This window comes from Kribbella sp. NPDC004536 (assembly GCF_042873835.1).
In the GTDB taxonomy this organism is placed as follows: domain Bacteria; phylum Actinomycetota; class Actinomycetes; order Propionibacteriales; family Kribbellaceae; genus Kribbella.
In genome coordinates this window covers 469,635-494,348 of record NZ_JBIALY010000005.1, presented here as the reverse complement: position 1 = coordinate 494,348, position 24,714 = coordinate 469,635, and the positions used below count along the sequence as shown (strand labels likewise).

Genomic DNA, 24,714 nt, shown 5'->3' with positions numbered 1-24,714 from the left:
GGTGGATCAGTGGGTGTGCGGCTCGGTGCCGTGTTCCGCCTCGTGGGCGGCGATCTGGGCCTTGACCTCTTCCATGTCGACCGCGCGGAGCTGGCCGATCAGGTCCTCGAGGCTGGCGGCGGGCAGCGCGCCTGCCTGGGAGTAGAGGACGACGCCGTCGCGGACCGCCATCAGGGTGGGGATCGAACTGATCTGGAAGGCCTGCGCGAGCTCGCCCTGCGCCTCGGTGTCCACCTTGCCGAACGTGATGTCCGCGTGCGTCTCGGACGACTTCTCGAAAACCGGTCCGAACATCTTGCACGGGCCACACCACTCGGCCCAGAAATCCACCAGCACGAGACCGTCGCCACCGACCACCTCGTTGAAGTTGTCCTGGGTCAGCTCGACCGTTGCCACTACGACCTCCGAAAGTAGTTGAGTACGCCGTAGTCAACACCGGCGACCCCGCGACTTGTTCCCGTACCCCGGCGCAGGCCACCCGGGCGGTCTCGTACTGACCGGAATGCGGAGTCTCGTATGTGACCTGCGCCACGTTCTGAGTGCTTTGTCAGATCGGCATGTCCACGAACGGTGACTCGTAGTCCTGGACCTCGCCCAGGATCGAGGCCGCGTCCTCCGGCGTCAGGTCGGCGCGCTCGCGCTCCGCGACGATCATCTGCCGCAGCAGCCGGGTCTCGCCGGCGGTCGCGAGGCCGGTGATCTCCGGGTGCCCGTTCAGCAGCCACGCCGTCGCGGCCGTGATGTACCGCTGCTCGTCGAACGGCCGGTACCAGGTGTCGTATGCCTTCTCCTCGCCGTCGGCCCAGTTCCGCCGGGCGATCATCTTGATCGTCATCAGCGCCGCGTCCGACGCCTGCACGGCCTCGACCAGCTCCGCGTAGTCGGCCGCGTACTGCGGATCCGTGGACAGCTTGTAGTTGAGCGGCGTGAGCACGCTGTCGAAGTCGAACCGGCGCAGCCCTTCGGTGTGCACCGACGGTGCCTGCGCGGTGTGGCCGGTGATGCCGATCGCGCTGACCATGCCTTCGTCCTTGGCCCGGATCGCCGCCTCCAGCGAACCGCCCTTGCCGGTGACGAGGTCGAGGTTCTCCAGGTCGCAGACCGCGTGCATCTGAATGAGATCCAGGTGATCGGTCTGCAGCCGCTCCAGCGACCGGTTGATCTCGCTCCAGGCCTCCTCGAAGGTCCGGCGGCCGGTCTTGGTGGCGAGGAAGATCCGGTCCCGGATCTCCGGCATCCGCGGGCCGAGCCGCAGCTCGGCGTCGCCGTAGTCCGCGGCCACGTCGAAGTGGTTGATTCCGGCGTCGAGAGCTTCCTGGATCGAGGCGTCGGCGCGGTCCTGGTCGACGCCGCCGAGCGACGCGGCGCCGTAGATCAGTACCGAGCTCTGGTGGCCGAGTCGGCCCAGCCGGCGAGTTTCCATCCTGGTCCTCCAGGGGGTAGCAGGGATCACCCTGACCTTATGCCCCGAGCCGCTCCCGGCAAGCGGTTGTCCACAGGCGATTTTGACCCCCTCGCCACGGGAGAGTTTTCCACAGGCAGGCCGCCGGATCGGTTACTATCTGTGATCAGCTGGTGTGTTCTTTTACCATGTTGTTCGCACGGATTTTCGAACCTGTCCGCGGCGTGTGGCATGGTGTGCGCTGCCTGGTCGACCTGAGCGGGCATGAGAGAGGAGCTATGACGACGGTACCGAAGGTGTCACGCTTGGCCGTTATGAGTGACGGTGAGGGTGGCACTGCCCGCGTGTGGGGTAACAGTATGGCTGCGGGGAGCGATGGACTATCCGGATCCTGGTCTCAGGTCTCCCGGAGGACAGTTGCGTGCCGTATCCTCCCGGCTACTGTCCGCGTAACTGCTGTCTGAGGGGCGGGTAGGGATGAGTTGGTGGCGAACAGTACTGAATCTGCCGCCAAAAGGTGAGCACTGGTCGGACCAGCGCCGGACGAAGAAACCCGGCAAGGGCCGCCCGCAAAGTACCGCGCCGGAGTGGTGGGCCCACCCAGGCGGGCCGGTCTCACCTACCCCTCGCCAGGCGCAGGGGGTAGCCGCGCAGTACTCCGCTCCGCAGCAGCCGGCACCGCCGCCGAACGGTGGCGTGATGGCTCCGCCCCGCCGCCCGGCGCCGCGTACTCCGGACGCACCGCAACAGGACCACGGCCCGCGCGCGCCCGAGCGTTTGAAACAGCGCTCACCGCACGGGGCACACGCCGCGCCCGCTCCGCCGCGGGAGGTGCTGGCGCCCGGTCAGACCCCGTGGTCGACCGAGCCCGAGTCGTCGTTCTCCACCTGGGCGCGGCGATTCTTCCGCGGCCTCGTCGTCGTCGTACTGCTGCTGGCCGCGATCAGCGGTATCCGCTCCTGGATCGCCCCGAACCGGACACCCCAGACAGTGGTCAGCGGGCAGAGCAGCTTCCCGTCGGACGATGCCCGCGCGGTAGGCACTCGGTACGCAGTCGCGTACTTGACGTGGGACGAGAACAACCCGGACGCCCGCCCCGCCCAGACCGGGCTGGACCTCGCGGCCGGGCTGGACAGCCGGGCCGGGTGGAACGGCCGCGGCAAGCAGACCGCCGACGTGGCGTACCCGGGGCAGGTCACGCCCGATCCGAGCGGCGTCACGGCCGTCGTCGACGTACGGGTTCGGGTGCACACGTTCATCAGGCAGGGCAGCAACGCGTTCGCGGCCGGCCCGATCGTCTGGGAGCGGCTGTCGGTCCCGGTCGCCCAGACCGCGTCCCGGGTGGTGGTCAGCGGGCCGCCCACGTTCGTACCGGACGAGCGGGCTCCGCTGCCGAGCAACATGCCCGACGCCGGCAAGCCCGACGACGACCTGACCGCCGCGACCGAGAAGGACGCCGAGGCGTTCTTCAGCGCGTACGCCGAGTCCGACAACAAGGTGTCCGCGGTCACCGCGCCGGGCTCGACCATCCGCAGCCTGAACGGTGCGGTGAAGTTCGGCGAACTCAAGGACTGGCAGGTGTACGCGGGCAACGACGACGAGCGGCAGGCGACTGCGGCCGTCACCTGGAACGGCGTGGGCGATACCACGCTGGACCAGACGTACACGCTCACGCTGAGGCGTACTGTCGCCACGGACGGAGCACAACGATGGCAAGTGGCTGCCGTCGGATGAATCCAGCGACCGGCCATCGGATGACCGAGGCAACAAGGGAGACACCGCAATGACGACGCACGAACTGGCTGCGAGCGTGGTTCAGCTTGCCGTGCCCATGGCCGACCCCAACGTCCCCACCGGCGCGGATTTCAAGGACTGGGTCCTGGTCATCGCGGGCAACATCTTCATCGCCATCCTGGTGCTGCGCGCGATCGGTCACTACTTCAAGCGCGAGTGGGGCGAGCTGTTCGGCCACATCGCGGCCGGGGTGCTGGTGGGTGGTCTGATCTACGCCAACAACCAGACCATCAATGTGCTCAAGGGCTTCTGGGGACTGCTCTCCGGGGGTAATTGATGCGCGTCGGCCGTACCCTCACCCACCACTTCGAGATCGAGACCCGGCAGTACGACCTGCTCGGTATCGACCTCGGCGAAGGCGCGCGCCGCCGGATGATCATCTTCGGCGCGGTCGTCATCCTGCTCTGGGTGGCGCTGCTGTTCCCGTTCATCGGCGTACCGCAGAAGCCCACCGTCAGCCTGTACGTCGTCCCGCCGTTCGTGATCACCGCGTTCGGCTGGCGACCGGGCAAGTTCCACGAACGCCGCCGCCGGGTCACCGAGTGGGCGCTGGCCGTCCGGTACGCCTTGCGTGCGCACCGGCCGATCATCGGCCTCGGGGCCCGGGCCGCGGACAAGTCGGAGTACCTGCCCTGGCGGGAGCGGATGTCGACCCGCAAGGTCGCCGACTTGGCGAAGGCCCGGATCACGCCCGAGTGGGAACGCGAGGTCGTGGTGGAGGCCGATCCGATGGTCCGCGCCGGTGCGGACATCACCGTCAACCAGCGGGCCCGGCTGCTGGGAGCCGAACACGTACAACGGGTGAGTCGCAGGACGTCGTCAGGAAGAGGCCTGAATGAAGATCGCTGACAAGCTCCTGAACCTGGTGGGGGTCGGTCGCGAGCGCGGCCTGCCACCGCCGCGGCTGGTCGCCATCGCCGACGGCCTGCTGGTGACCGAACGCAGCGCCGAGGCGTGGTTCCTGATCTCGGTCGCGAACACCGACCTGGCGACCGAGGCGGAGCAGGACGCCGCCCTGGACGCCGCGGTCAGTGCCGCCGCGACCATCCTCGGCGACCGGCTCAGCCACCTGAAGGTGGTCTGGGGCCGTTCGACCGGCCAGGACTACATCGACTCGGTGGCCGGCCACTACCGGCTCGGCGACCACGAGGCGTGGGCGCAGACCCGGGCCGACCGGATCGACGAGATGCGGATGCCGGAGCGGTACGTCGCGCTCGGCGTGCACCTGTCCGACCGGGACCCGCGGGCGACCGCGCAGGTTCGCGGCTCGATCAGCGACGCACTCGGTACGACGTCGTGGCGGGTGAGTGCGCGCGAGCTCGCGCACCTCGACGAGCGGGTGCGCAAGCTCGCTCGTCAGCTCGGCTCGACCGTCTGGCGGGCGCACACCGCGCCGGCCGAGGTGATCTCCTGGCTGATCAGCCGCGAGATGCACCGCGGTGCCGTCGCGGCGCCGCGGCGTGGCCTGATCACCGGCGCCTCGCTGGCCCGGCTGACGTCCGGCCGCGTCGTGCCGTACACCGATCACCTGCGGATCTACGACACCCGCGGCCAGATCGCGGCGTACACGACCGTGCTGGCGATGACCGACTTCCCCGAGGAGCTCGAGACGCCGGGCGCGGGGGAGTGGCTGCGGACGCTGTCCGAGATCAAGGCGATCGACGACGACGGCGACGAGATCGACGTCACCGTCGAGGCCTCGGTCCGGTTCCGCGTACTTTCGAAGAAGACAGCGCGCCACCTGGTCGACGAGACCCGCAAGAGCGCGAAGGAACAGCGCCGCTCGGCCGCGAAGGGTACGGCGGAGGAGACCGCCGACGAGATCGTCGAGACCGAGCGGGTGATGCGTGAGGTCAAGCGCGACATCAACCGCAGCGGCCTGACCCTGGTCGAGGACCACCCGCGGCTCCTGGTCAGCGCGGACACCCGCGAGGACCTCGAGGCGTACGTCGACGCCGTCATCGCGCACTACGCCGACCGCGGCATCACCGTCGCCGCCGGCGCCGACGAGCAGCGCGACCTCTGGCTGGAGTCGCTCCCGGGCGATCAGTTGCGCGTCCCCGACCTCGGACACGTCCGGGAGTCGACCGCGTTCTTCGGGTCCTGGTTCTGGGGCGGCGCGTCGATCGGCGACGCCACCGGCCCGGCCATTGGCTATCTGACGGGCTCTACACCCGGTCTGGTGCGTTTCGACGCTGCTGCTGGTTCTGCTTTGGGTGACGCCACCACGACCCTCTTCCTCGGCCGCTCGGGCCGAGGCAAGACGACCGCCGCGATGCTGGGCGGCCTCGATTCCGCCTTCGCCGGCGCCTGGGTCCCGCTGCTGGACCTGAAGGGCGACGCCGCGGGGGTATCAGCGGTCGCCGCCGAGTACGGCGTACCGACGGCCGTCATCGAGATCACGGCCCAGTTCTCCGGCGCCGCGGACCTGCTCCGCGTACTCCCCGTCGACGACGCGCTGCTACAGGCGCCGTCGCAGCTGATGCTGCTGCTCCCGCCACACCTGCGGGGCGCGGCCGAGGCCCCGGTCGTCGCAGCCACCCGCGCCGAGATCCAGTCCCCGGATCCGTCCTCGTGGGGCGTCATCCAGCGACTGTGCAACTCTCCCGAAGAGACCGTTCGGACCGTCGGTTTCGCGTTGCGCGACCTGGTCGAGACAGGCCTCGGTTCGGTCGTCGCCGGGCCACCGTCCGGCCTCTCGTCCCTCACGACGAACCCAGGACTCTGGGTCGTCCAGATGCCCGGCCTCACCCTGCCGTCCCCCGAGTCGGCCCCCGAGTCCTGGTCCCCGATCGAACGCGTCGGCATGGCCTGCCTGCGCGGCTGCCTCGCCTGGATGATCCGCACGACCGGCCGCCGCGAGTTCCGGGGCCGCTCCAAGGTCGTCATCGTCCCCGAGGTGCACCTGCTGACCAAGACCCCCGACGGCGCGTCCTTCCTCGACTACATCGCCCGCGTCGGCCGCGCCCTCGGCGCGTCGCTGGTCCTGGACACCCAGGACCCGGCCTCGATCCTGAAACTCCCCGGCCTGGTGGAGCAAATCACCACCCTGTTCGCCTTCAGCCTCCGCTCCCGCGAACAGGTCGACTCGCTGCTGGAACTCCTCGGCCGCCCGCAAACCGCCCCGTACCAAACCCTCGTCCGAGGCATCAACACCGCCGCCAACGGCAAATCCATCCGCCACGGCCACTGCATCATGCGAGACCGCTGGGACGAAGTAGCCACCGTCCAAATAGACATCCCCAGCCAACAAGTAGCCACCCTCCTCCGAACCACCCCCGAATCCGAACACACCCCGGACTCGCCCCCGCCGACCCCAACCCCCAACCCGGACCCGTTCGCCGACGACGACTACGAGTACGCCGACCCCGCCCCGGCCGCCACTGGCTACTCGGAGCAGGCCGATCCCGCCTACGCGGAACCGGCGTCCGCGACCTATGCGAGCACGACCACCGCGAATCACTCGGACGCACCTCCGCCCTCAGCGACTGGCGGCCCATCACCGGCGACAGGCGGCCCGCCAACCGCGACCTACAGCGCAACCGAGCCTGCTGATCCGGCGTATAGCAACCGGCCTCCGGCTGCCTCAACAACACGAGCCGAGCAGTCGTCTGCCGGACGCGCCTCGGATCAGCAAACCAACGCTGCGGCCAGCGCACCCAGCACTACCCAGGCAGCGACAACGCCACCGAGCGAACCCGCCCAGTCGTCCACCCCTGTTCCGCAGCCCGCCCCCCAAGCCAACTCGCTCGACCCGGCAGCCTCGGCCGCAGCCAACAACGGGTCCGCGCCGTCAGCACCCAACGAGCCAGCAAACACTCAACTCGATGGTGCGGACACATCCGTCCCCGTGGCCCAGCAAAACGGCCACCCAGCCACCCCCAACGGCCAAGACACCCCCCAACCCCAACGCCACCCCCTCCGCTACGAGTCCCCGATAGGCCCCGACGAGGTCTACGACCAGGAGGCCGACGAAGCCGCCTACAACGAGGCCATGTACCCGGCCTACGGCGACGACCAGGACCCCGACCGCCCCCCCACCGGCAACAAGGAGCACGTAGCATGAGGTGGCCCCGCCGCCTCCGCACCGCGGCCACCGTCCTAGCGGTCTCCTTCATAATCACCGCCCAACTAGCCCTAGCCGCCGACCCCAACCAGGGCCCAACAAACCCCGCGGGCTTCGGCGACCTGCTGCCGGCTCCTGACTTGACGCATGGCGACACAAAGACGCTGTTCGAGCAGTACAGCCCGATGGTCTACGGACTGGATTTTGAGACCAGCCTGAGGGACCCGATGCAGGGCGTATTCAACGGATATGCCCACATGACGATGATGTACATCGTTGCGATTACGCGTGGCGCGATTGCGGTGGGCTGGTGGCTGTTCTCCTTCACGGACATCAAGTCTTTGACCGACACCGCATCGGCGGCGATCGGTAACGTCAATATGGAGTTGGTGGGATGGTTGCTGCCGTCCGCACTCGCACTCGGAGCGATCGCGGCATACGCGCAGCGCCGCGCTAGTGGCAGTGCAATGGGGCAATTGGTGTGGGTGCTGGTCGCCGGCGTCGTGGCGACGAGCTTCGCAATGGCCCCAAAGAGCTGGTTGGCAGGAGTCGACGGCGCCCGTCAGGTTGGAGCCGACGCGGTTGTGTCAACGTCAACGGATGCCCTTGGCGGGAGCATGAATACGCCGATTGCGTGGCCGCAACCGAGTTTCGCTGGCGACAAGAAAGATACCTTGTTACGCAAGTCGGGCGATGCGACTTGGAGAGCGTTCGCCGTAACGCCATGGTGTGTTGCTGAGTTTGGTTCGATTGCCGCGTGCCAGAGGTACGGCAAGGCGATTCTGGACAAGGGAACCGATGGTGACGCGCGGAACAGCTACATCGACAATGAGATCAGCAAAGCCGAAGGCGGCGGCGACGCAGCCACAGTCAAATGGGCGAAAGGAAAGAACCCTTTCGGACGAATCGGTGTGCTGACACTTGGCGCGATCGCTGCATCGTTGTTCGCATTCCTGACTATTGCCTTGGCCCTCACCGCTCTCATGGCGTTTGTCGGATGCATGATGCTGCTTGTCGTCGGAGTCCTCTTCGCGTGTCTTTGGGCGATTCCAGGAAGACCGCGTCAGTGGGCGATGAACTGGTTCGAAGCCTTGCTGGGGCTGGTGTTGCAATCGATTCTTGCGCTGCTGGTGTTCTCGACCACACTCGCACTGGTGACCGCAGTGTTCGGCATGACCGACACGCTTGGCTGGCTGCCGGTGAGCGGCCTGGCGATTGCAGTTCTGGTCGCAGGATTCCGCTTGCGCAGGTTGTTCGAGAGCATGAGCACGATGATGCGTCCAGGGGTCGGCAGCCTCATGATGGGCGGTCTCGCGCGACGCGGCGCTATGAATGTTGTTCGTCGGGTGATGGGTGCGGTCGGAAGCCGGGCTGCGAGCCCGACGATCGCAGATCGGGTAACCGGTAGAGATCGCGATCGGCAAACGCCCACTCAGCGGGTATCGAGTGTCAGGATCTTCCGCCAGGCGCCAGCACTTGGGTCAACGAGTGAAGGCGCTGGGGCCAGACGCTCTCCTGCTCACGCGCTTGGGGCTAGTCCGTTGCAACGGGCTATTACCGGCGGTTCTGAGGTAGGACGGAACGCTGGCTTGGGCGCACAGGGGGATGGTCGTGGGCAGGCCTCGGGACGGTCGGCCGGGCGAAACGCAGCCGATGGTTCGAGGCCCGCAAGCCTCCAAATCGTTTCGGACAGGAAGAAGGATCGGCTAGCCGCCCGAGCAAACGGAGGCGTCGCGGTCGTTTCAGGCAAGCAGGTGTCGTCCGCCTCGGGGACGGCAGCCGGGGGCTCCAGCGGTGACCTCAAGCGCGGTAAACACGTTCGTGAGCGTCGGTTGGACCGACCCCCGGCTGCGCCTTATGAGACCCGTTCGCGGGTGCATTCAGCGAGCCTACGTGACGGACCACCGCGAATCCGTCGTGATGCCAGGCGGTTGCCGGCGGCCCCTGCATCCCGGCGGTACCGGGACTACACCGCATCGACGAAGGAAGGCACCAGCGTCGTGGTGCCGACGCGTCGGTGACCCCAGATGAGGAGCCCTGATCGCCGAGGCGATCGTCAAGAAGACAACAAAGAGCCGCGTCCGCAGGAGCCCGAGACCTGGCGTGACGTCATTCGGAGCGACTACAAGTATCCAGACGATCTGGACGATATGGATCGCCGCAGCAGGCGGCGAGCGAAGAAATCGTGGCGCCGCGACGACTATGCCCAGCGCATGGCGTGGATGCGTCGACAACGCCAGGCGGAGCCGACCAGCCCGGTCGCGATCGTTGTAGTGGTGTTGCTGCTCGCGATCATTGTCCTCGGATTTGGCGGTGGACTGCCAAAGCTGTTCGGGCATGACCAGTCGAAGAGTGGTGGGGTTGGCCTGCTCACGCCCTCCGCGCCGGCGGTGCCCGCGACGTTGGATACCGAGGCACCCACGAGCAGCGTCGGGACGCCAACCGTCATTGCGCCACCGCCGCTGACTGAGCGGCCGTCGCCGGCGGCAACCGCTGCCGCGGACGGTTCTGCCCGAAGCTGGGCTCAGGTGTTCTATACGCGGAACCCTGCATCCGAGACCTACGACGATCTCGTTACGAAGGCGTCGAAATTCACCAGCAGCGATGTTAGCGACAGCCTCCGGCGGGCCGGCGATTCGACCTATACGGCCCTGAAGGCCAGTCAAGGTACATCTCGGGTCGTCAGTATCGATGTGAAGCCGCCGAAAGAGGGCACCGCTCCGGTTGATACGCCGACGCGTATCACGCGATTGGCAACCGTGACCATCGACGTCACCGGAAAACAGCCGCAGCGGATCGTACTTCCCCTTCTCCTCACCCTGGCTTTCGATGGTGATGCGTGGGTGGTCAGTGATATCGACGGCGGCACTGGCCCATGAGCACGAGGTGACGAGCATGTTCATGGAGACGCGAGCTGGCACTGCGCTAGGACTGAAGATTGCCGGCGTCGCCGGCCTGGTAGCACTTCTGGGTGCGGTGATGATCGCGCCGTTCGGTGCAGGTGGCGAGACGAATCTCGCAAGTTGTCCCATCGGCGACGCAGGTCGAGGTGGCGAGCCTCCTGCTGATGCTTCCACCCAGGCACGGCAAGTTGCCTTTGCGAAGATTATCGACGGCGTCGCCGTAGCACGCGGTCTACCTGGACAGGCGACCCTCATCGCACTAATGACTGCACTGCAAGAATCTCAATTGGAGAATATCTCGTACGGCGACCGGGATTCTGTCGGGCTGTTTCAGCAGCGCCCGTCTGCCGGATGGGGAAGCGTCGCACAGATCATGGATCCGGTCTATGCGACGCAGGCATTCTTCGGAGGAGCCAATCCGCCCAGCCCGCGAGGTCTCGTCGACATCGATGGCTGGCCGGCCATGACCTACACCGAAGCAGCGCAGGCCGTGCAGGTGTCAGCTTTCCCCGATGCTTACGCGAAACAAGAGCAACGGGCGCGGGAGATTGCGGCAGCGGCGGGCATCAATCTCGACCGCTCGGGCGACCCCTACGCAGGCCGCGCGGGAACCAAACCCGCTGGAACTACGGCAGCCCCCCTGCCATTGGACCCGTGCAACGATGGCGGCGGCCTTGCCGGCGGCAAGCCGATCAACGGGGTATGGCCGCCTCAGGAAGCGACGGTTCCGGATCCGACGGGCACCGGTGGCAAGGTGACCCCGCGCACCGCCGCGTGGGTGGCCTTGGCCCGCGCAGCTCTGGCCAACCCCTCCATGAGCTGTTGGGACGCGCATGCCTGGAACCCGACGAGCGATCATCCCAAGGGAAGAGCCTGCGACGTCTTTGTGGGCGGAGACTCCCGAAAGTCGCCCGCGGAGCGCGCGAAAGGCGACGGGTATGCAAACTGGACACTTCAGACTGCGGCGAAGACCGGAGTCCGATACGTCATCTGGTATGGCAAAATCTGGAGCGCCCGCACGGGCCAATGGAAGCCGTACAACGGCGGGGGTATCTACAATCCGACCGATGCGACGGGTGGACACTATGACCACGTGCATGTGTCTCTCTACTGACGATCTGGGAAGCCGATGAGCGGTGAAAATGGCGACGTCGAGCGTCCGGATGCTCTCGGTCAACCGGGTCGCCCGAGTCTTGGAGGCGGTCAGCACGGCTTTCGACCGCCATTGCCCGAGCCTCGCGCCAGCACAGGCGGTGGTCGTCCGGCACGGCTTGGTGGGGTTGGTCTCCTCATGGCCCAGTCGGTCAACAGTGTCGTTCGAGCTCTACTCGGATTTCTGATCATCTTCTGGTTCTCGCAGCTCTTTGGACTCGAGGACGGCAGTTGGTTAGTACTCCTGCTCTGGATCTTGTCAGGACTGATCGTGCTGTGGCCTGGGATTGACGATCTGCTGGCCCGATATCTGTTCGAGCTGCGGCGGCCAACACTTGTAGAGAGCCAGCGGCTCGCACCAAGTTGGTTCGCCGTCGCCCAACGCGCCGGAATCGACCCGCGGCCATTCAGCATGTGGATTCAGCTGGGAGAGGTTCCAACTGCAGGTGCTCCAGGTGGGCGCACAGTAGCTGTTACAAGTTGGGCAATGGCTGGATTGCCACCAGGACACCTTCAGGCTGCTCTGGCATTCGACTACGTCGGTCATCTGTATGGCAGCAGTTCGATCGGTCGGTTGCTGCACTGGTATACGGCCCCGACTCGGTTGGTCGGCGCCGGGGTGCGGAAACTACTGCGCCTCAGCCGGACGATCCCTGCGGTCGGCTGTACCATCGTTGGCTTCCTGATCCTTGCCTACATAGGCCTGTTCATGTTCGTGCTGGTCTTCTATGACGGCTGGACGATTCCTCTCCTCTACTTGTCGCCCCTGCTGCTCCCGGCTGTGTTCGCTGGTCTTGCTAGGTGGAACGAGCGGATGGCGGACCAGGCGGTCGCGGACCTTGGATTCGGTAGAACGCTGCTCGAGATCCTGTATGGATGGCAGGCTCAGCATCAGCAGGCCGTTCGGAGGATGGGCATCACTCAGCCTGATTGGCTCAGCGGTCAACCGGTGGTTGCCGAGCGCATTCGGGCGCTCGAGCTCTATTTGCAAGGAGCGTGAATCCGTCGAGACCGGATGGTATCGGAGAGGGTTACTGGAGGAACGCTCATCGAACGGCGACCAAGGAGCCTCCGGCGGTCGTAGGTGCGAGGTGCGACGGCTCGATCCCTTTGGGGTCGGGCTGTTGTGCTTTAGAGGGTGGTCTCGAAGGTGGTTAGGAGTTGGTGGCCTTGGGGCCAGGGGCCGAGCTTGGATTGGGTGTTGATGTGGCCTAGGTCGGGGAGGGGGATCAGGTGGGCTTGCCAGGTTTTGGATAGGTGGATGGCGGCTTGGAGGGTGCAGTAGGGGTCGTTGGTGCTGGCTATCAGGGTGGCGGGGATGCCTAGGGGGCCTGTTGGTGGGGTGGCGAAGGTTGGGAGGCGGTGGGTGGGGAAGGTGGGGGCCGTGGGGTCGGGTGGGGCTACCAGGAAGGCGCCTCGGACGGAAGTCGAAGGGTGGGTGGTCAGCCAGTGGGCTGCGGCGTGGCAGCCGAGGCTGTGGGTTATGAAGGTGATGGGGGTGGGGGCGGAGTTGACGGCTCGGGTGATGGCGTTGGTCCAGTCGGTCAGGTCGGGGGTCGTCCAGGAGGTGGGCTGGATGCGGATGGCGGGGAGGGTGGTTTCCCAGTGGGACTGCCAGTGGTGTTCGTCGGAGCCGTCGAGGCCGGGGATGATGATGTACGTCATCGCGTCATGATGGTGGAGTCATCGCCGGACGGCGGCGGCTGCTGATGAAATGAAGGTCGATGGGCGAGGCAACGACTGGGTCATTGGATTCGATCGACCGGGCGATCCTGGCGATCCTGCAGTGTGACGGGCGGTTGAGTGGGGCCGACATCGGCCGGAAGGTGGGGTTGTCGCAGCCGGCGGTGTCGGCGCGGATCCAGCGGCTGGAGCGGTCCGGGGTGATTGCCGGGTACCGGGCGGTGGTCGACCCGGCGCGGATCGGGCTGAACATTCACGCCGTCGTACGGCTGCGTACGTCGCACGCCCGGATCGTCGAGGCGCTCGAGCTGTTCGAGAAGCTGCCCGAGGTCGTGAGCACGTACCGGCTGACCGGCGAGGACTGCTTCCTCCTAGACGTCCACACGGCTGACGCGCAAAGGCTCGAGCAGGTGGTCGACACCATCGGCCGGCTGGGGCCGGTGAGTACCTCTTTGGTGCTGCGGGAGTACCCGGCCAAACCCCTCCCGCTCGGCTGACAAGGTTTTCCCTTGTCGTGGTCACGGTTTGCTTCCCTCTGGGTACTGGGCGGAACTAGGGTTCGACGGACCGTAGTGGTTGCGTTACGCAACGCGGACGTGGGAGGGAAAGGGTATGACGAGACGCCGTAAGGTGCTGGTGGCTGTTGCTGCTGGGTTGGCCTCGGTTTCGCTGGGGTTGGCGGGGACCAACGCAGCGGGTGCGCAAGCCAACCCGAACGGGTTGAAGTTGATCAAGACCAAGACGTCGTTGCTGGGCAAGCACTACTGGTACCAGCAGACCTTCAAGGGCCTGCCCGTGGTCAACGGGTACTACGCGAAGCATGTCGGCAAGAACGGCAACGTCGAGATCGCCGACGGGCGCGACGCCGTACCGGCGAACCTGGACGTCAGTGCGAAGGTGGCTCCGGCCTCCGCGGCCCAGTCGGCGAACGCGGCGGTCACCGCCCGCGCGCAGCGCGACGCCGCCCCGAACAAGAGCCTGGTACGGCAGCCCGCCGCGACCAGCAGCGCCACGCAACTCGCGGTGATCGGCGGACCGAACGCCCGCCTGGTCTGGAACGTCACCAGCCGCTCGACCGAAGGTGTCAGCCGGTCGCTGGTGGACGCGAAGACCGGCAGCGTCGTCGAGTCGAAGGTGATCAGCGACAACATCGACGGCCGCGGCTCGGTGTTCGACCCGAACCCGGTGGTGAGCGAGCAGAACGAGAAGCTCACCGACATGAACGACAAGAACCAGGACGCGCTGTTCCTCGCCCAGAAGAACGTGATCCTGCGCAACCTGGACGGCTCCGGGAAGCTCGACGGCTCCTACGTCAACATCAAGGAGGCCAAGGGCGGCATCGCCCAGAGCAAGACCAACACCTTCGTGTACCAACGAGCGAACGACAAGTTCGAGCAGGTGATGGTGTACTACCACATCAACCAGACGCAGGAGTACATCCAGAAGCTCGGCTTCACCGACGTCAACAACGAATCCCAGGACTTCAGCGTCGACACGTACGCGGACGACAACTCGTTCTACGATCCGTCGACGGACATGATCACCACCGGTGAGGGCGGGGTCGACGACGCCGAGGACGCCGAAGTGATCTGGCACGAGTACGGGCACGCGATCCAGGACGACGTGGTGCCGGGCTTCGGCGAGTCGGAGCAGGCCGGCGCGATCGGCGAGGGCTTCGGCGACTACTGGGCCGTGACGAACTCGGTACCGGTGAGCAAGGGCTTCAACCTGCCGTGCGTGATGGACTGGGACGCGACGTCGTACACGACCGACGAGCCGCACTGCCTGCGCCGGACGGACGGGACCAAGACCACCGACGACATCGACGGTGAGGTCCACGACGACGGCGAGATCTGGTCGCGGGCGCTCTGGGACATCCAGCAGTCGCTCGGCCGGACCAAGGCCGACAAGCTGATCCTCGAGGCGACGTTCTTCTACGACCCGGACACCTCGTTCGCCGGTGCGGCGCAAGACACCGTCCAGGCTGCCCGGCTGATGTACGGAAAGGCCGCCGCGCAGACGGTGACCGACGCGTTCAAGGCCCGCAAGATCCTCTGAACCACACCAGCCCATGCGCCCACCACTAGGGTGGGCGCATGACCTGGAGTACGGCGGACATTCCTGACCTCACGGGGCGACGGGCGCTGGTCACGGGCGCCACCAGCGGACTCGGGTACGAGACCGCGCTGGAGCTGCTCCGGCACGGCGCCGACGTGATCGTTGCCGCGCGCAACCCCGGGAAGGCCGCCCAGGTAGCGGAAACGCTCACCCGACGCGGCGGTCGCGCGCCGACGGTGCTCGAGCTGGACCTGGCCGATCTGGCGAGCGTGCAGCGGGCCGCGGAAGAAGTCGGTACGAAGTACGACCGGCTCGACCTGCTGATCAACAACGCCGGCGTGATGGCGCCGCCGTACCGGCAGACCGTCGACGGGTTCGAACTGCAACTCGGGACCAACCACCTCGGGCATTTCGCGTTGACCGGCCGGCTGTTTCCGTTGCTGCTCAACGGCAGCCGCGTCGTGACGGTCAGCTCCTTCATGCACAGGACCGTCCGCGGTATCAGCGAGGCCGACCTGCGGCGCCCGGCCGGTACGTACCGGAAGTGGGAGGCGTACGGGAAGTCCAAGCTCGCGAACCTCCTCTTCATGCTCGAACTCGACCGCCGCGCCCGCGCCGCCGGAGCCGACCTGCTGAGCGCCGGCGCACATCCCGGGTACGCGTCGACGCACCTGCAGGCCGCCGGCCCCGAGCTCGCCGGGAACGCGTTCCAGGCGCGGTTCATGAGCACCGCGACCCGGCTCGTCGCGCAGTCGGCCGCGGCCGGCGCGTGGCCGAGTCTGTACGCCGCGACGTACGCCGATCTGCGTCCGGGATCGTTCGTCGGGCCGGGCTTCCTCGAGTACCGCGGTGCGCCGCGGATCGTGCTGCCGACCCGGACCGCCCAGGATCCGGAGCTGGCGCAGCAGCTGTGGGCGTGGTCGGTCGAGGCGACGGGAGTGAATCCGGTACTCACCGTGCCGAGGTAGTGACACAGTGGCAACTTTGTGGTTACCCTCCGGTAATTCCCGAAGCCGGAGGTCCCCGTGCGCAGACTTGCCGCTGCTCTCGCAGTCGCCCTGACCCTCATCGCGATCGGTCCACGGGCCGACGCCAGCGAGACCTCAGCTGGCTTCAGTACGGCGTACGAGCGGATCCCCGGCGCCGACGGGATCAGCATCGGCGCGGTCGTACTGACGCCGACCGGGCAGGGCGACGGCCCGTTCCCGCTCGTGGTGATGCCGTCGAGCTGGGGCGTGCCGAACGCCGAGTACGTCGGCCAGGGCGCGAAGCTGGCAACCGCCGGGTTCCAGGTCATCTCGTACTCGAGCCGCGGCTTCTGGGACACCGGCGGCGGGATCGACATCGCCGGGCCGCCGACCGTGGCCGACGTCAGCAAGGTGATCGACTGGGCCGGTCAGCACACGCTCGCGGACACGAGCCGGGTCGCGGCCGTCGGGATCTCGTACGGCGCCGGCACCTCGCTGCTCGCGGCCGCGAAGGACCCGCGGATCAAGGCGGTCGGCGCACTGAGCGGCTGGGCCGACCTGATCCGGTCGCTGGACCCGAACGACACCGTGTCGCTGCAGGCCGTCGCCGGTCTGCTTGCCCTGGGCAACGTTACCGGCCGGCCCGGGTCGGAGATGGCGTCGCTGCAGTCGAAGTTCGTCACCGGTGACTTCGACGGCGCGATCGCGGAGGCCAAGCAGCTCTCGCCGGTACGCTCGGTCGCGACGATTGTCGACAATCTGAATGCGAACAATCCGGCAGTCTTCCTGGCGAACGCGTTCGAGGACTCGATCTTCCCGCCTTCGCAGTACACGGACTTCTTCACCAGGTTGACCGGTCCGAAGCGGCTGTTGCTCGCGCACGGCGACCACGCCACACCGGAGGCGAGCGGAGCGGTCGGCCTGCCCAACGAGACCTGGGACGAGCTCGCCGGCTGGCTGCGGCACTACCTGACGCGTGCGGACAACGGTGCGGACCGGGAAGCACCTGTGCAGCTCAAGTCGCAGCGGGGGACCTGGCGCGGGTACGCCGACTGGGCCGCGGTCGGCCAGGCGCGGACGTCGTACCTCACCAAGGCGGGGGCGCTGCAGGATGCGGCGTCGACCGGTTGGAGCCGCGTGATCGGCGCCGGCGTACCGACGGTCGCGGACAGCGGGGTCGCGCTCGTTTCCGGTGCGTTGCAAGGATTGTTGACAATCCCCACAGGTGTCGCGACGCCGCTCGTCGACCGGTCGTTCGCGGGGGTGTGGTCCGGTCCGGCGTTCGACCGGGCAGCGGTCGTGAACGGCGCGCCCGAGCTGCACGTCACCGTACGGCCGTCGGCGGCATCCACCTCGTTGTTCGCGTACCTGTACGACGTCGACGCGCTCGGCGTCGGCTCGCTGATGTCGCACAAGCCGTACACGCTGCTCGGGGCGACCCCCGGGCAGGCGGTCGCGGTCGACGTACAACTGGAGGCGACGAGCTGGGAGGTGCCGGCCGGGCATCACCTCGTACTCGTCGTGGACACGGTCGATCCGCGCTACCTCGGCCGCAGCGTGATCGGCTCGACGGTGACGTTCAGCTCACCCACCAACGACCCGTCGACGATCAGCGTCCCGATGGCAGCGTGACGGTTCCGCGCTGAGCCGTCCTTCGTGATCCCACGGTTTACGCCACCGCGCGATTGATCGGGTAGTGGAGCCAGGTGTAGTTGACGGGTTGAGGTACGTTCCACTCGGCTGCCACGGCCTCGGCGACGGGTCGAAAACCGACTCGGAAGTAGGTGCGGATGGCCGGTTCGTTGTCGGGGCGTACTCGCAGGAAGACGTTGGAATAGCCGGCGTCGAGTGCGGGCATCAGTAGCGCACGGACGAACGCGGTTCCGAGTCCTCTGCGGCGGGCTTCCGGGGCGACGATGATTCGTGCCAGTTCGACTTCGTCCTCTTCGTCGTCGAGCCACAATTCACCGTAGGCAACCGGCGTCGGACCCTGGAAGAACAAGTAGGACTTGATGTCGTCGGCGATCGTCCGCCAATTCGTCAACAGATCGGCCGGGAACGGGAAATCGTCGCGGCCTGACAAGAGGCCGACTTCCTGCGCCGAGCTCGCCCAACCGGCAACCAGCTTCGTGAACTCACTCTCGAACGCCCGCAGGTCCATCAGAACTCCCTATCGGTAACGACCTCTCCATCGTAGGGAGCGCGATGAATCGAAACTGACGCTGCGCTGAAAGCGCTCGGTCAACGCACGGGGCCATGCAAGGTTGTACGAATTGGGTGTTAGTTCGAGATGCGAAGAAGTCGTCGAGCCACGATCCTGGAGGTAGCCGACCAGCGGAGGTGAGTGCGATGGCCGCACCCAGCCAGGTACTCGCGCCGCGCTCGACGGTCCGCTTCCGGCCGCCGCGGTTCGGGCTCGGAGGCTCGCATCTCGGTGCGACCGACGAGCAGACGGCGATCGCGACCGTCGACGCGGCGTACCAGGCCGGCATCCGGTTCTTCGACACGTCCGCGGCGTACGGCGACTCCGAGGTGCGACTCGGTACGGCGCTGCAGCGGCGGCCGCGCGGCGAGTACCTCCTGTCGACCAGAATCCTCGGCGACGACCCGGAGGCCGAGGTCCGGACAAGCAGCGAGCGGCTGGGCCTGGCGGTGGACGTGGTGCTCGCGGAGAACCTCACGGAGAACCTCACGGAGACCCACGCCCTCCAGCAACTCAAACGCGACGGCATGATCAAGGCCGTCGGCGCGGTAGCCGACGACTGGCAGCAGCTCGACCACGTGGTCCGCGACGTCGAGCTGGACTGCGTACTCCTCACCGGTCACTACTCGCTGCTCGACCAGCAGGCCAAGCCGCTGCTCGATCGTTGCCTCGCCCGCGGCGTCTCAGTCATCGTGGCCGGTGCCCTGGTACTGCAACCGGAGACCGTCCAGGCCCGCCGGATCTCGGCCGTCTGCGAGCGGTACGGCGTCTCGCTGCCGCAGGCCGCGCTCGCGTTTCCGAGCAGGCACCACGCCGTCACGTCCGTACTGATCACGGCGAGTTCACCGGCCGAGATCCGCGCCGACGCCGTGCTCGTCCGCCAGCCCGTACCCGAGCGGCTGTGGAAGGATCCGGAGCTGAGCCGCTTGCTATCGTAGGAAGCAGGAGTCAGCAACTCCCCGGACGAGCGGTGTCGTACCCGGACCGACAAGACGACGCCGAGCCCTCGTGGAGGGGCCGTCCAATGCATGCGCTCGATGTCCTCGAAATCGTTGGTGCGCTCACCGTTCTGGTCGCGTTCGCGGCGGCCCAGGCCGGCCGCCTGCGGCAGCGCACGGCGACCTACCAGCTGCTGAACCTGCTCGGATCGGGTGTGCTGGCAACAATCGCCGGCGTCCAGCTGTCCTGGGGCTTCCTGCTCCTCGAAGGCAGCTGGGCGATGATCAGCCTGATCGGTCTGATCAGCCTGCGGCAGCGGTCAGAACTTCGACCCGGGGTCGGTGGCCGTACCGCCCGGTGACTCGGTCGGCGCCGTCGTCGGGATCCCCGTCGTCGGCGTCACCGACGCCGTCGGGCTGCCGCTCGGCGTACCGGTCGCGGGCGGCGGGGTGGTCGGCGTGATCGTCACGGTCGCGGTGTTGGTCGGCGTCGGTACGACCGGCGGCGGCTCCAGTGGCGGCGCGTTCCGGAACAGCAGCCACGCCAGGAACACCGCGAGCGCCATGATCAGGGCCATCGTGAGCAACGCGAGCGCCAGCGCCCAGCGGGACGCGGGGCGCAGCGCGTTCGGCCACGGGAGCGGCCAGATCCGGAACAGGCCGGGACGCCGGCGGTTCTCCCAGTAGTGCCGGAAGTCCGGGCCGCGGAGCTTCCCGGGCTGCGGGATCCGGTCCATCAGCACCGCGGACAGGATCTCCTCGCCGCGGCGTTCGGCGATCAGCCGCTCGTCGGACGCCGCGCTGGACCCGTCGTCGGCGCGGATCGGCCCGAGCGCGGCCCAGAGCGCCAGATCGTCGTCGTCGGCGTCGTTGTGCGCCAGTACGGCGGTCTCGGGCAGCTCGTCGACCGCGTTCACGAACCGTTCCCGGGCCGCGGCGTCGTCGGCCGAGCCCTCGGTCATCATCGCGACGATCGCGTCCCGGCCGTCGTTGGTACTGGCCTCGTACAGGAAACCGGCCGCGTTCGCGCCGAGCCGGCCACGCAGCCAGAACTCGCCGACCCGCGGCGGGTCCTCCGGCTGCAGCGGCAGCGCGACCGGAATCTCCAGCGCAGGCGGCGGCGCCGGCTCGGCGGCCGGCTGCACCTCGGTCTGGGATTCGGTCGCAGTCATCACCCCAATCCCACCACATCGCTGGTAGCACTGTCGCGACAGCACCGATTTGGACCACGGGGGGAGGATGGGACGGGGCTCCGCGGGCGCTGGCCCCGGTGATCTGATGGAATACCGGATGTTGCAAGTGGGGATTGACAAGGCTCGCGCGCGGGCCCCGGAAGGACAGGCATGACCGAAACCACGGTGCCGGCGGGAACGGTGGCCCAGCAGTCCCGGCTGATCGGCGAGGCCGTCGGCGAGGTCAAGCGGGTGATCGTCGGCCAGGAGCACATGGTCGAGACGCTGATGGTGTCGTTGCTGGCCAAGGGTCACTGCCTGCTCGAGGGTGTTCCGGGCGTCGCGAAGACGCTCGCGGTCCGGACGTTCGCCAGTGTCGTCGGCGGTTCGTTCGCCCGGATCCAGTTCACCCCGGACCTGGTTCCGTCCGACATCGTCGGCACCCGGATCTACCGGCAGACCCGCGAGGCGTTCGACATCGAGCTCGGCCCGACGTTCGTGAACTTCGTGCTCGCCGACGAGGTCAACCGGGCGCCGGCCAAGGTGCAGTCCGCGATGCTGGAGCTGATGGCCGAGCGGCAGGTGTCGATCGGCGGCCAGACCTTCCCGATGCCGAAGCCGTTCATCGTGATCGCCACCCAGAACCCGATCGAGTCCGAGGGCGTCTACCCGCTGCCCGAGGCCCAGCGCGACCGGTTCCTGGTGAAGATCGACGTACCCCATCCGCGCGGCCACGAGGAGTTCGAGATCCTCCGCCGGATGAGCGTCGACCCGCCGGAGCCGCGGCAGGTGCTGAAGCCGGAGACGATCCTGGAGCTGCAGCGGTCCGCGGAACAGGTGTTCGTCCACAACCTGGTCGCGGAGTACGCCGTCCGCCTGGTGATGGCGACCCGGACCCCGACCGACTTCCACCTGCCCGACCTGGAGCCGATCATCGAGCTCGGCGTCAGCCCGCGGGCCACCCTCGGCCTGATCGCGGCCGGCCGGGCGCTGGCGCTGATCCACGGCCGCGACTACCTGCTGCCGAGCGACATCCAGACCGTCGCGCTGGACGTGATGGGCCACCGGCTCGGCCTGACCTTCGACGCGGTCGCCGACAACATCGACCCGCGCGCCGTGATCGAGCGGATCCTGGCCACCGTCCCGCCGCCGCAGCCGGTCTGGCGCGACGGCGCCGACGGCACCGGCCGCCCGGAGTTCGTGTAGTGCCGAACCGACCCGACCCACGAGCTGCGATGACGATCTCGCAGCTCGCTCCCGAGCGTGCGTTGCGGCGGCTGGAGCTGACCGTCGTACGGCGGCTGGAGGGCTACCTGCACGGCGAGCACCTCGGGCTGCTGCCCGGTCCTGGTACGGAGCTGGCCGAGGCCCGCGAGTACCAGGTCGGCGACGACGTCCGCCGGATGGACTGGGCGGTCACCGCGCGGACCACGATCCCGCACGTCCGCGACCTGATCGCGGACCGCGAGCTGGAGACCTGGGCGCTGGTCGACCTGTCCGCCTCGATGGACTTCGGTACGTCGAACCTGGAGAAGCGCGAACTCGCCGTCGCTGCCGTCGCCACCGTCGGGTTCCTGACCCACCGGCTCGGCGACCGGTTCGGCGGGCTGATGCTCCGCGACTCGGCGCTGCGCCGCTGGCCGGCCCGCTCCGGCCGGCTCGCGCTGTACGGGCTGCTCCGTGCCCTGCTGGCCGAGCAGTTCGAGGGCGACCAGGAGGCGCACCGCAGCGATCTGGCGGCCGCGCTGGAGTCGATGGCGCGGACGCAGCGCAAGCGTGGTCTGCGGGTCATCGTGTCGGACTTCCTCACCCCGCAGGACGGCGAGGTGGCCAGCCAGATCGAGCCGTCCTGGGAGCGCGCGATGCGCAAGCTGACCGCCCAGCACCAGGTGCTCGCGGTCGAGATCGTCGACCCGCGCGAGCTCGAGCTGCCGAACATCGGCGTGGTCACGATCGGTGATCCCGAGACCGGCGAGGTCCGCGAGATCGACACCCGGCGACGCAAGGTCCGGGACGCGTTCGCGGTGGCCGCGCTGGCGCAGCGGGAACGAACCCGGGCCGCCCTGCGTAGGGTAGGTGCGGGACATCTGGTACTGCGGACCGACCGGGACTGGGTCGCCGACACCGTACGGTTCGTGCTCGCCTACCGGCGGGTCGCGCCCCGCTTGCACCAACCGCCGAAGGGAGTGGCTCGCTGATGCAGTTCCTGTCGCCCGGGCGGTTGTGGTTCCTGCTGCTCATCCCGCTGATCGTCGCGGGGTACATCTTCCTGCAGCACCGCCGCTCGCAGTACGCGCTGCGCTTCACCAACATCGCGCTGCTGGACCGGGTCGCGCCGCGCCGCCCGCAGTGGCGGCGGCACCTCGCCGTCGGGCTGGCGCTGCTGGCCGCGCTGTCCTGCATCGTGGCGTTCGCGCAGCCGAAGGACCAGGTGAAGGTGCCGCGCGAGCGGGCCACGATCGTGGTCGCGATCGACGTGTCGCTGTCGATGATGGCCACCGACATCGAGCCGAACCGGCTGGAGGCGGCGAAGGAGTCGGCCAAGGAGTTCGTGAACTCGCTGCCGGCCAAGTTCAACGTCGCGCTGGTCAACTTCGCCGGTACGGCCTCCATCATCGTGCCGCCGACCACCGACCGGGCCACCGTCGACCGGTCGATCGACGGGCTGGAACTGGCCGAGTCGACCGCGACCGGTGAGGGCATCTTCACCTCGCTGCAGGCGCTCACCCAGGTCCCCGCCGACCCGGCGCACCCGAACGACCCGGCTCCGGCGCGGATCGTGATGCTGTCCGACGGCAAGCGGACCGTCGGCCGCACCGCGCAGGAAGGCGCGCAGGCGGCGAAGGCGAAGAACACGCCGATCTACACGATCTGCTTCGGTACGGACTCCGGCTTCATCGAGATGGACGGGATCCGGCAGCGCGTCCCACCGGACCGCACCGAGCTGCGCAGCATCGCCGAGATCAGCGGCGGCGAGGCGTACACCGCCGAGTCCGCGGGCGAGCTGAAGGACGTGTACAAGAACATCGGCTCCTCGGTCGGCTACGACAAGGTCGACAAGGAGATCACCGCGCGCTTCGCCGGGATCGCGATGCTCCTGACCCTGGCCGCCGCCGGCGCCTGCATCGCCCTGGCCACCCGCTTCCCGTAACAGGGATCTGGCGGCGCCGGCCGTTCGGGCGGACGCTGGACAGGTGGAACATCGCGACTACCTGGACACCGCGGTCGAGCGGACGACGATGTCCGGGCACGTGGGGAAGTCGGGCGCGACGCTCGAGCGGCTGGTTCTCGCGGACGGCCGGCGCGTCGTCGTGAAGCGGTCCTCGCCCGGGACCGATCTGCTGATGGCGCTGACCGGCGACTCGTTCGGGCGCGAGTACCTGATGTGGTCGAGTGGCGTACTCGACCTGCTTCCGCCGTCGGTCGGGCACGCGATCGTCGACGGCTGGCAGGAAGGTGACGTCACGGTCGTGGTGATGCGCGACCTGGGCGACGGCGTGCTCACCTGGGAGGACCGCCTGAGCCGCGAGCAGTGCCGGACGCTGTTCGGCTCGGTCGGCTCGATGTACGACGGATTCCTGGGCCGCGTCCCGGCCAACCTGACCCCGCTGCCGGCGTTGGTCGGGTTGTTCACGCCGGATCGCGTTCGTCCGTACGTCGGTGGCGAGAACCCGCTGCCGGAACTCGTACTGCGCGGGTGGGAACTGTTCCCCACCCTGGTACCGAACGACGTCGCCGAACCCGTCCTGCGACTGCTCGACCGGCCGGCACCTCTGGGGGACGCGTTGCTGGCCAGACCGTGCACGCTGGTGCACGGTGACCTCGCGACGGTGAACCTGGCATTCGAGAAGGAGGGCGTGACGTTGCTCGACTGGGGCATGCCGGCCGCGGCGCCGGCCGCGCTGGACCTGGCCAGGTTCCTGGCCGGCTGCGCGTCCGTGGTCGACGCGACCCGCGAGGAACTGATCGAGGACTTCCGTGAGCTCGTCCCGGCCGGGCGCGACGAGCCGGCACTGCGCCTGGCTCTGCTCGCGGGCCTGGTCTGGCTGGGCTGGAACAAGGCCCTGGACGCCGCCGAGCACGAGGACCCGGTGATCCGGACCCGCGAGCGGGCCGACCTCGGCTGGTGGGTCGACGAGGCGCGCCGGACCTTCGCGGCGGGTCTACTGCCCAGCTGATCGCGACACGACGGTGATGTGGTTGACACGGCGAGGTTACTGGTGTTCACGGGGGTGGTGGTGCAAGATGGTCCAGAGTTTCGCGGGTCATGTTGTGATGCCCAAGAAATCCAGCACTGAGAGACTTGATACCCAAGCACCGACGATCGACGAGTTGCTTCGAGAACGCTGGGGAAGGCGCCCCTCGAGCACAGGAG

At 67.8% G+C, this 24,714-nt stretch carries 23 protein-coding genes and 1 riboswitch; of the genes, 18 read left to right on the top strand and 5 right to left on the bottom strand.

Annotated elements, in window-relative coordinates:
* Positions 1 to 6 precede the first annotated feature (6 nt).
* Together trxA and ACFYRU_RS38150 are read right to left on the bottom strand one after the other, a co-directional pair.
* Complete coding sequence (gene trxA, locus ACFYRU_RS38155) at positions 7 to 396, bottom strand: thioredoxin (protein WP_387668447.1); 390 nt, start codon at positions 394 to 396, stop codon at positions 7 to 9.
* Positions 397 to 547: 151 nt separating this feature from the next.
* Complete coding sequence (locus ACFYRU_RS38150) at positions 548 to 1,423, bottom strand: aldo/keto reductase (protein WP_387668445.1); 876 nt, start codon at positions 1,421 to 1,423, stop codon at positions 548 to 550.
* Positions 1,424 to 2,101: 678 nt separating this feature from the next.
* Here ACFYRU_RS38150 and ACFYRU_RS38145 point away from each other — a divergent pair.
* The 8 genes from ACFYRU_RS38145 (at position 2,102) to ACFYRU_RS38110 (ending at position 12,317) form a co-directional block, all read left to right on the top strand.
* Positions 2,102 to 3,136 carry a conjugal transfer protein gene (locus tag ACFYRU_RS38145; RefSeq protein WP_387668442.1) on the top strand — a complete coding sequence of 345 codons (1,035 nt, stop codon included), beginning with the start codon at positions 2,102 to 2,104 and terminating at the stop codon, positions 3,134 to 3,136.
* Between the two features lie 49 nt (positions 3,137 to 3,185).
* Positions 3,186 to 3,473, top strand: a complete 288-nt coding sequence (locus tag ACFYRU_RS38140) for a hypothetical protein (protein ID WP_134118528.1) — start codon at positions 3,186 to 3,188, stop codon at positions 3,471 to 3,473.
* On the top strand, positions 3,473 to 4,045 hold the full coding sequence (locus tag ACFYRU_RS38135) for a hypothetical protein (RefSeq protein WP_387668440.1): 573 nt from the start codon (positions 3,473 to 3,475) through the stop codon (positions 4,043 to 4,045). The genes ACFYRU_RS38140 and ACFYRU_RS38135 overlap by 1 nt, the downstream gene beginning before the upstream one ends.
* Positions 4,032 to 7,262, top strand: a complete 3,231-nt coding sequence (locus ACFYRU_RS38130; protein WP_387668437.1) for an ATP-binding protein — start codon at positions 4,032 to 4,034, stop codon at positions 7,260 to 7,262. Before ACFYRU_RS38135 ends, ACFYRU_RS38130 begins: the two co-directional genes overlap by 14 nt.
* 140 nt (positions 7,263 to 7,402) lie before the next feature.
* The gene (locus ACFYRU_RS38125) at positions 7,403 to 9,283 is read left to right on the top strand and encodes a hypothetical protein (RefSeq protein ID WP_387668435.1); all 1,881 of its coding nucleotides are present in this window, start codon (positions 7,403 to 7,405) and stop codon (positions 9,281 to 9,283) included.
* A gap of 6 nt (positions 9,284 to 9,289) precedes the next feature.
* The gene (locus ACFYRU_RS38120; protein ID WP_387668433.1) at positions 9,290 to 10,141 is read left to right on the top strand and encodes a hypothetical protein; all 852 of its coding nucleotides are present in this window, start codon (positions 9,290 to 9,292) and stop codon (positions 10,139 to 10,141) included.
* A gap of 16 nt (positions 10,142 to 10,157) precedes the next feature.
* Positions 10,158 to 11,279 carry a hypothetical protein gene (locus ACFYRU_RS38115; protein ID WP_387668431.1) on the top strand — a complete coding sequence of 374 codons (1,122 nt, stop codon included), beginning with the start codon at positions 10,158 to 10,160 and terminating at the stop codon, positions 11,277 to 11,279.
* A gap of 177 nt (positions 11,280 to 11,456) precedes the next feature.
* Positions 11,457 to 12,317, top strand: a complete 861-nt coding sequence (locus ACFYRU_RS38110; RefSeq protein WP_387668429.1) for a hypothetical protein — start codon at positions 11,457 to 11,459, stop codon at positions 12,315 to 12,317.
* Positions 12,318 to 12,448: 131 nt separating this feature from the next.
* Here the strand turns inward: ACFYRU_RS38110 and ACFYRU_RS38105 are convergent, their stop codons facing one another.
* Entirely contained in the window at positions 12,449 to 12,982 is a 534-nt protein-coding gene (locus ACFYRU_RS38105; protein WP_387668427.1) for an RBBP9/YdeN family alpha/beta hydrolase, read from the bottom strand.
* A gap of 83 nt (positions 12,983 to 13,065) precedes the next feature.
* On the opposite strand from ACFYRU_RS38105, the gene ACFYRU_RS38100 reads away from it, so the two are divergent.
* The 4 genes from ACFYRU_RS38100 (at position 13,066) to ACFYRU_RS38085 (ending at position 17,658) form a co-directional block, all read left to right on the top strand.
* Positions 13,066 to 13,497: an Lrp/AsnC family transcriptional regulator gene (locus tag ACFYRU_RS38100; protein WP_387668425.1), complete on the top strand. Its 432-nt coding sequence runs from the start codon at positions 13,066 to 13,068 to the stop codon at positions 13,495 to 13,497.
* Between the two features lie 115 nt (positions 13,498 to 13,612).
* Complete coding sequence (locus ACFYRU_RS38095) at positions 13,613 to 15,058, top strand: M4 family metallopeptidase (RefSeq protein ID WP_387668423.1); 1,446 nt, start codon at positions 13,613 to 13,615, stop codon at positions 15,056 to 15,058.
* A 38-nt stretch (positions 15,059 to 15,096) separates the two neighbouring features.
* A complete protein-coding gene (locus ACFYRU_RS38090; protein WP_387668420.1) occupies positions 15,097 to 16,026 on the top strand; it encodes an oxidoreductase in 930 nt (309 codons plus the stop codon).
* Positions 16,027 to 16,083: 57 nt separating this feature from the next.
* Positions 16,084 to 17,658, top strand: a complete 1,575-nt coding sequence (locus ACFYRU_RS38085; protein WP_387668418.1) for an alpha/beta fold hydrolase — start codon at positions 16,084 to 16,086, stop codon at positions 17,656 to 17,658.
* A 37-nt stretch (positions 17,659 to 17,695) separates the two neighbouring features.
* Here the strand turns inward: ACFYRU_RS38085 and ACFYRU_RS38080 are convergent, their stop codons facing one another.
* The gene (locus ACFYRU_RS38080) at positions 17,696 to 18,187 is read right to left on the bottom strand and encodes a GNAT family N-acetyltransferase (RefSeq protein WP_387668415.1); all 492 of its coding nucleotides are present in this window, start codon (positions 18,185 to 18,187) and stop codon (positions 17,696 to 17,698) included.
* Between the two features lie 188 nt (positions 18,188 to 18,375).
* Here ACFYRU_RS38080 and ACFYRU_RS38075 point away from each other — a divergent pair, with 188 nt between their 5' ends.
* Together ACFYRU_RS38075 and ACFYRU_RS38070 are read left to right on the top strand one after the other, a co-directional pair.
* The gene (locus tag ACFYRU_RS38075; RefSeq protein WP_387668413.1) at positions 18,376 to 19,167 is read left to right on the top strand and encodes an aldo/keto reductase; all 792 of its coding nucleotides are present in this window, start codon (positions 18,376 to 18,378) and stop codon (positions 19,165 to 19,167) included.
* A 3-nt stretch (positions 19,168 to 19,170) separates the two neighbouring features.
* Positions 19,171 to 19,231: riboswitch (guanidine-III (ykkC-III) riboswitch) on the top strand.
* A 22-nt stretch (positions 19,232 to 19,253) separates the two neighbouring features.
* On the top strand, positions 19,254 to 19,529 hold the full coding sequence (locus tag ACFYRU_RS38070; RefSeq protein WP_387668410.1) for a hypothetical protein: 276 nt from the start codon (positions 19,254 to 19,256) through the stop codon (positions 19,527 to 19,529).
* Here ACFYRU_RS38070 and ACFYRU_RS38065 read toward each other — a convergent pair.
* Positions 19,488 to 20,339, bottom strand: coding sequence for a hypothetical protein (locus tag ACFYRU_RS38065; protein ID WP_387668408.1), 852 nt, complete (start codon positions 20,337 to 20,339; stop codon positions 19,488 to 19,490). The two genes, ACFYRU_RS38070 and ACFYRU_RS38065, sit on opposite strands and share 42 nt — an antisense overlap.
* A gap of 171 nt (positions 20,340 to 20,510) precedes the next feature.
* On the opposite strand from ACFYRU_RS38065, the gene ACFYRU_RS38060 reads away from it, so the two are divergent.
* From ACFYRU_RS38060 to ACFYRU_RS38045, 4 genes are read left to right on the top strand one after another with little or no spacing between them, the layout of a single operon-like run.
* Positions 20,511 to 21,545 (top strand): AAA family ATPase, encoded by a 1,035-nt coding sequence (locus tag ACFYRU_RS38060; protein ID WP_387668406.1) that lies wholly within the window; start codon positions 20,511 to 20,513, stop codon positions 21,543 to 21,545.
* A gap of 29 nt (positions 21,546 to 21,574) precedes the next feature.
* Positions 21,575 to 22,537 (top strand): DUF58 domain-containing protein, encoded by a 963-nt coding sequence (locus ACFYRU_RS38055; RefSeq protein ID WP_141862991.1) that lies wholly within the window; start codon positions 21,575 to 21,577, stop codon positions 22,535 to 22,537.
* A complete protein-coding gene (locus ACFYRU_RS38050) occupies positions 22,537 to 23,490 on the top strand; it encodes a VWA domain-containing protein (protein ID WP_387668403.1) in 954 nt (317 codons plus the stop codon). The genes ACFYRU_RS38055 and ACFYRU_RS38050 overlap by 1 nt, the downstream gene beginning before the upstream one ends.
* A 43-nt stretch (positions 23,491 to 23,533) precedes the next feature.
* Complete coding sequence (locus tag ACFYRU_RS38045; RefSeq protein WP_387668402.1) at positions 23,534 to 24,517, top strand: hypothetical protein; 984 nt, start codon at positions 23,534 to 23,536, stop codon at positions 24,515 to 24,517.
* Positions 24,518 to 24,714: the final 197 nt, after the last annotated feature.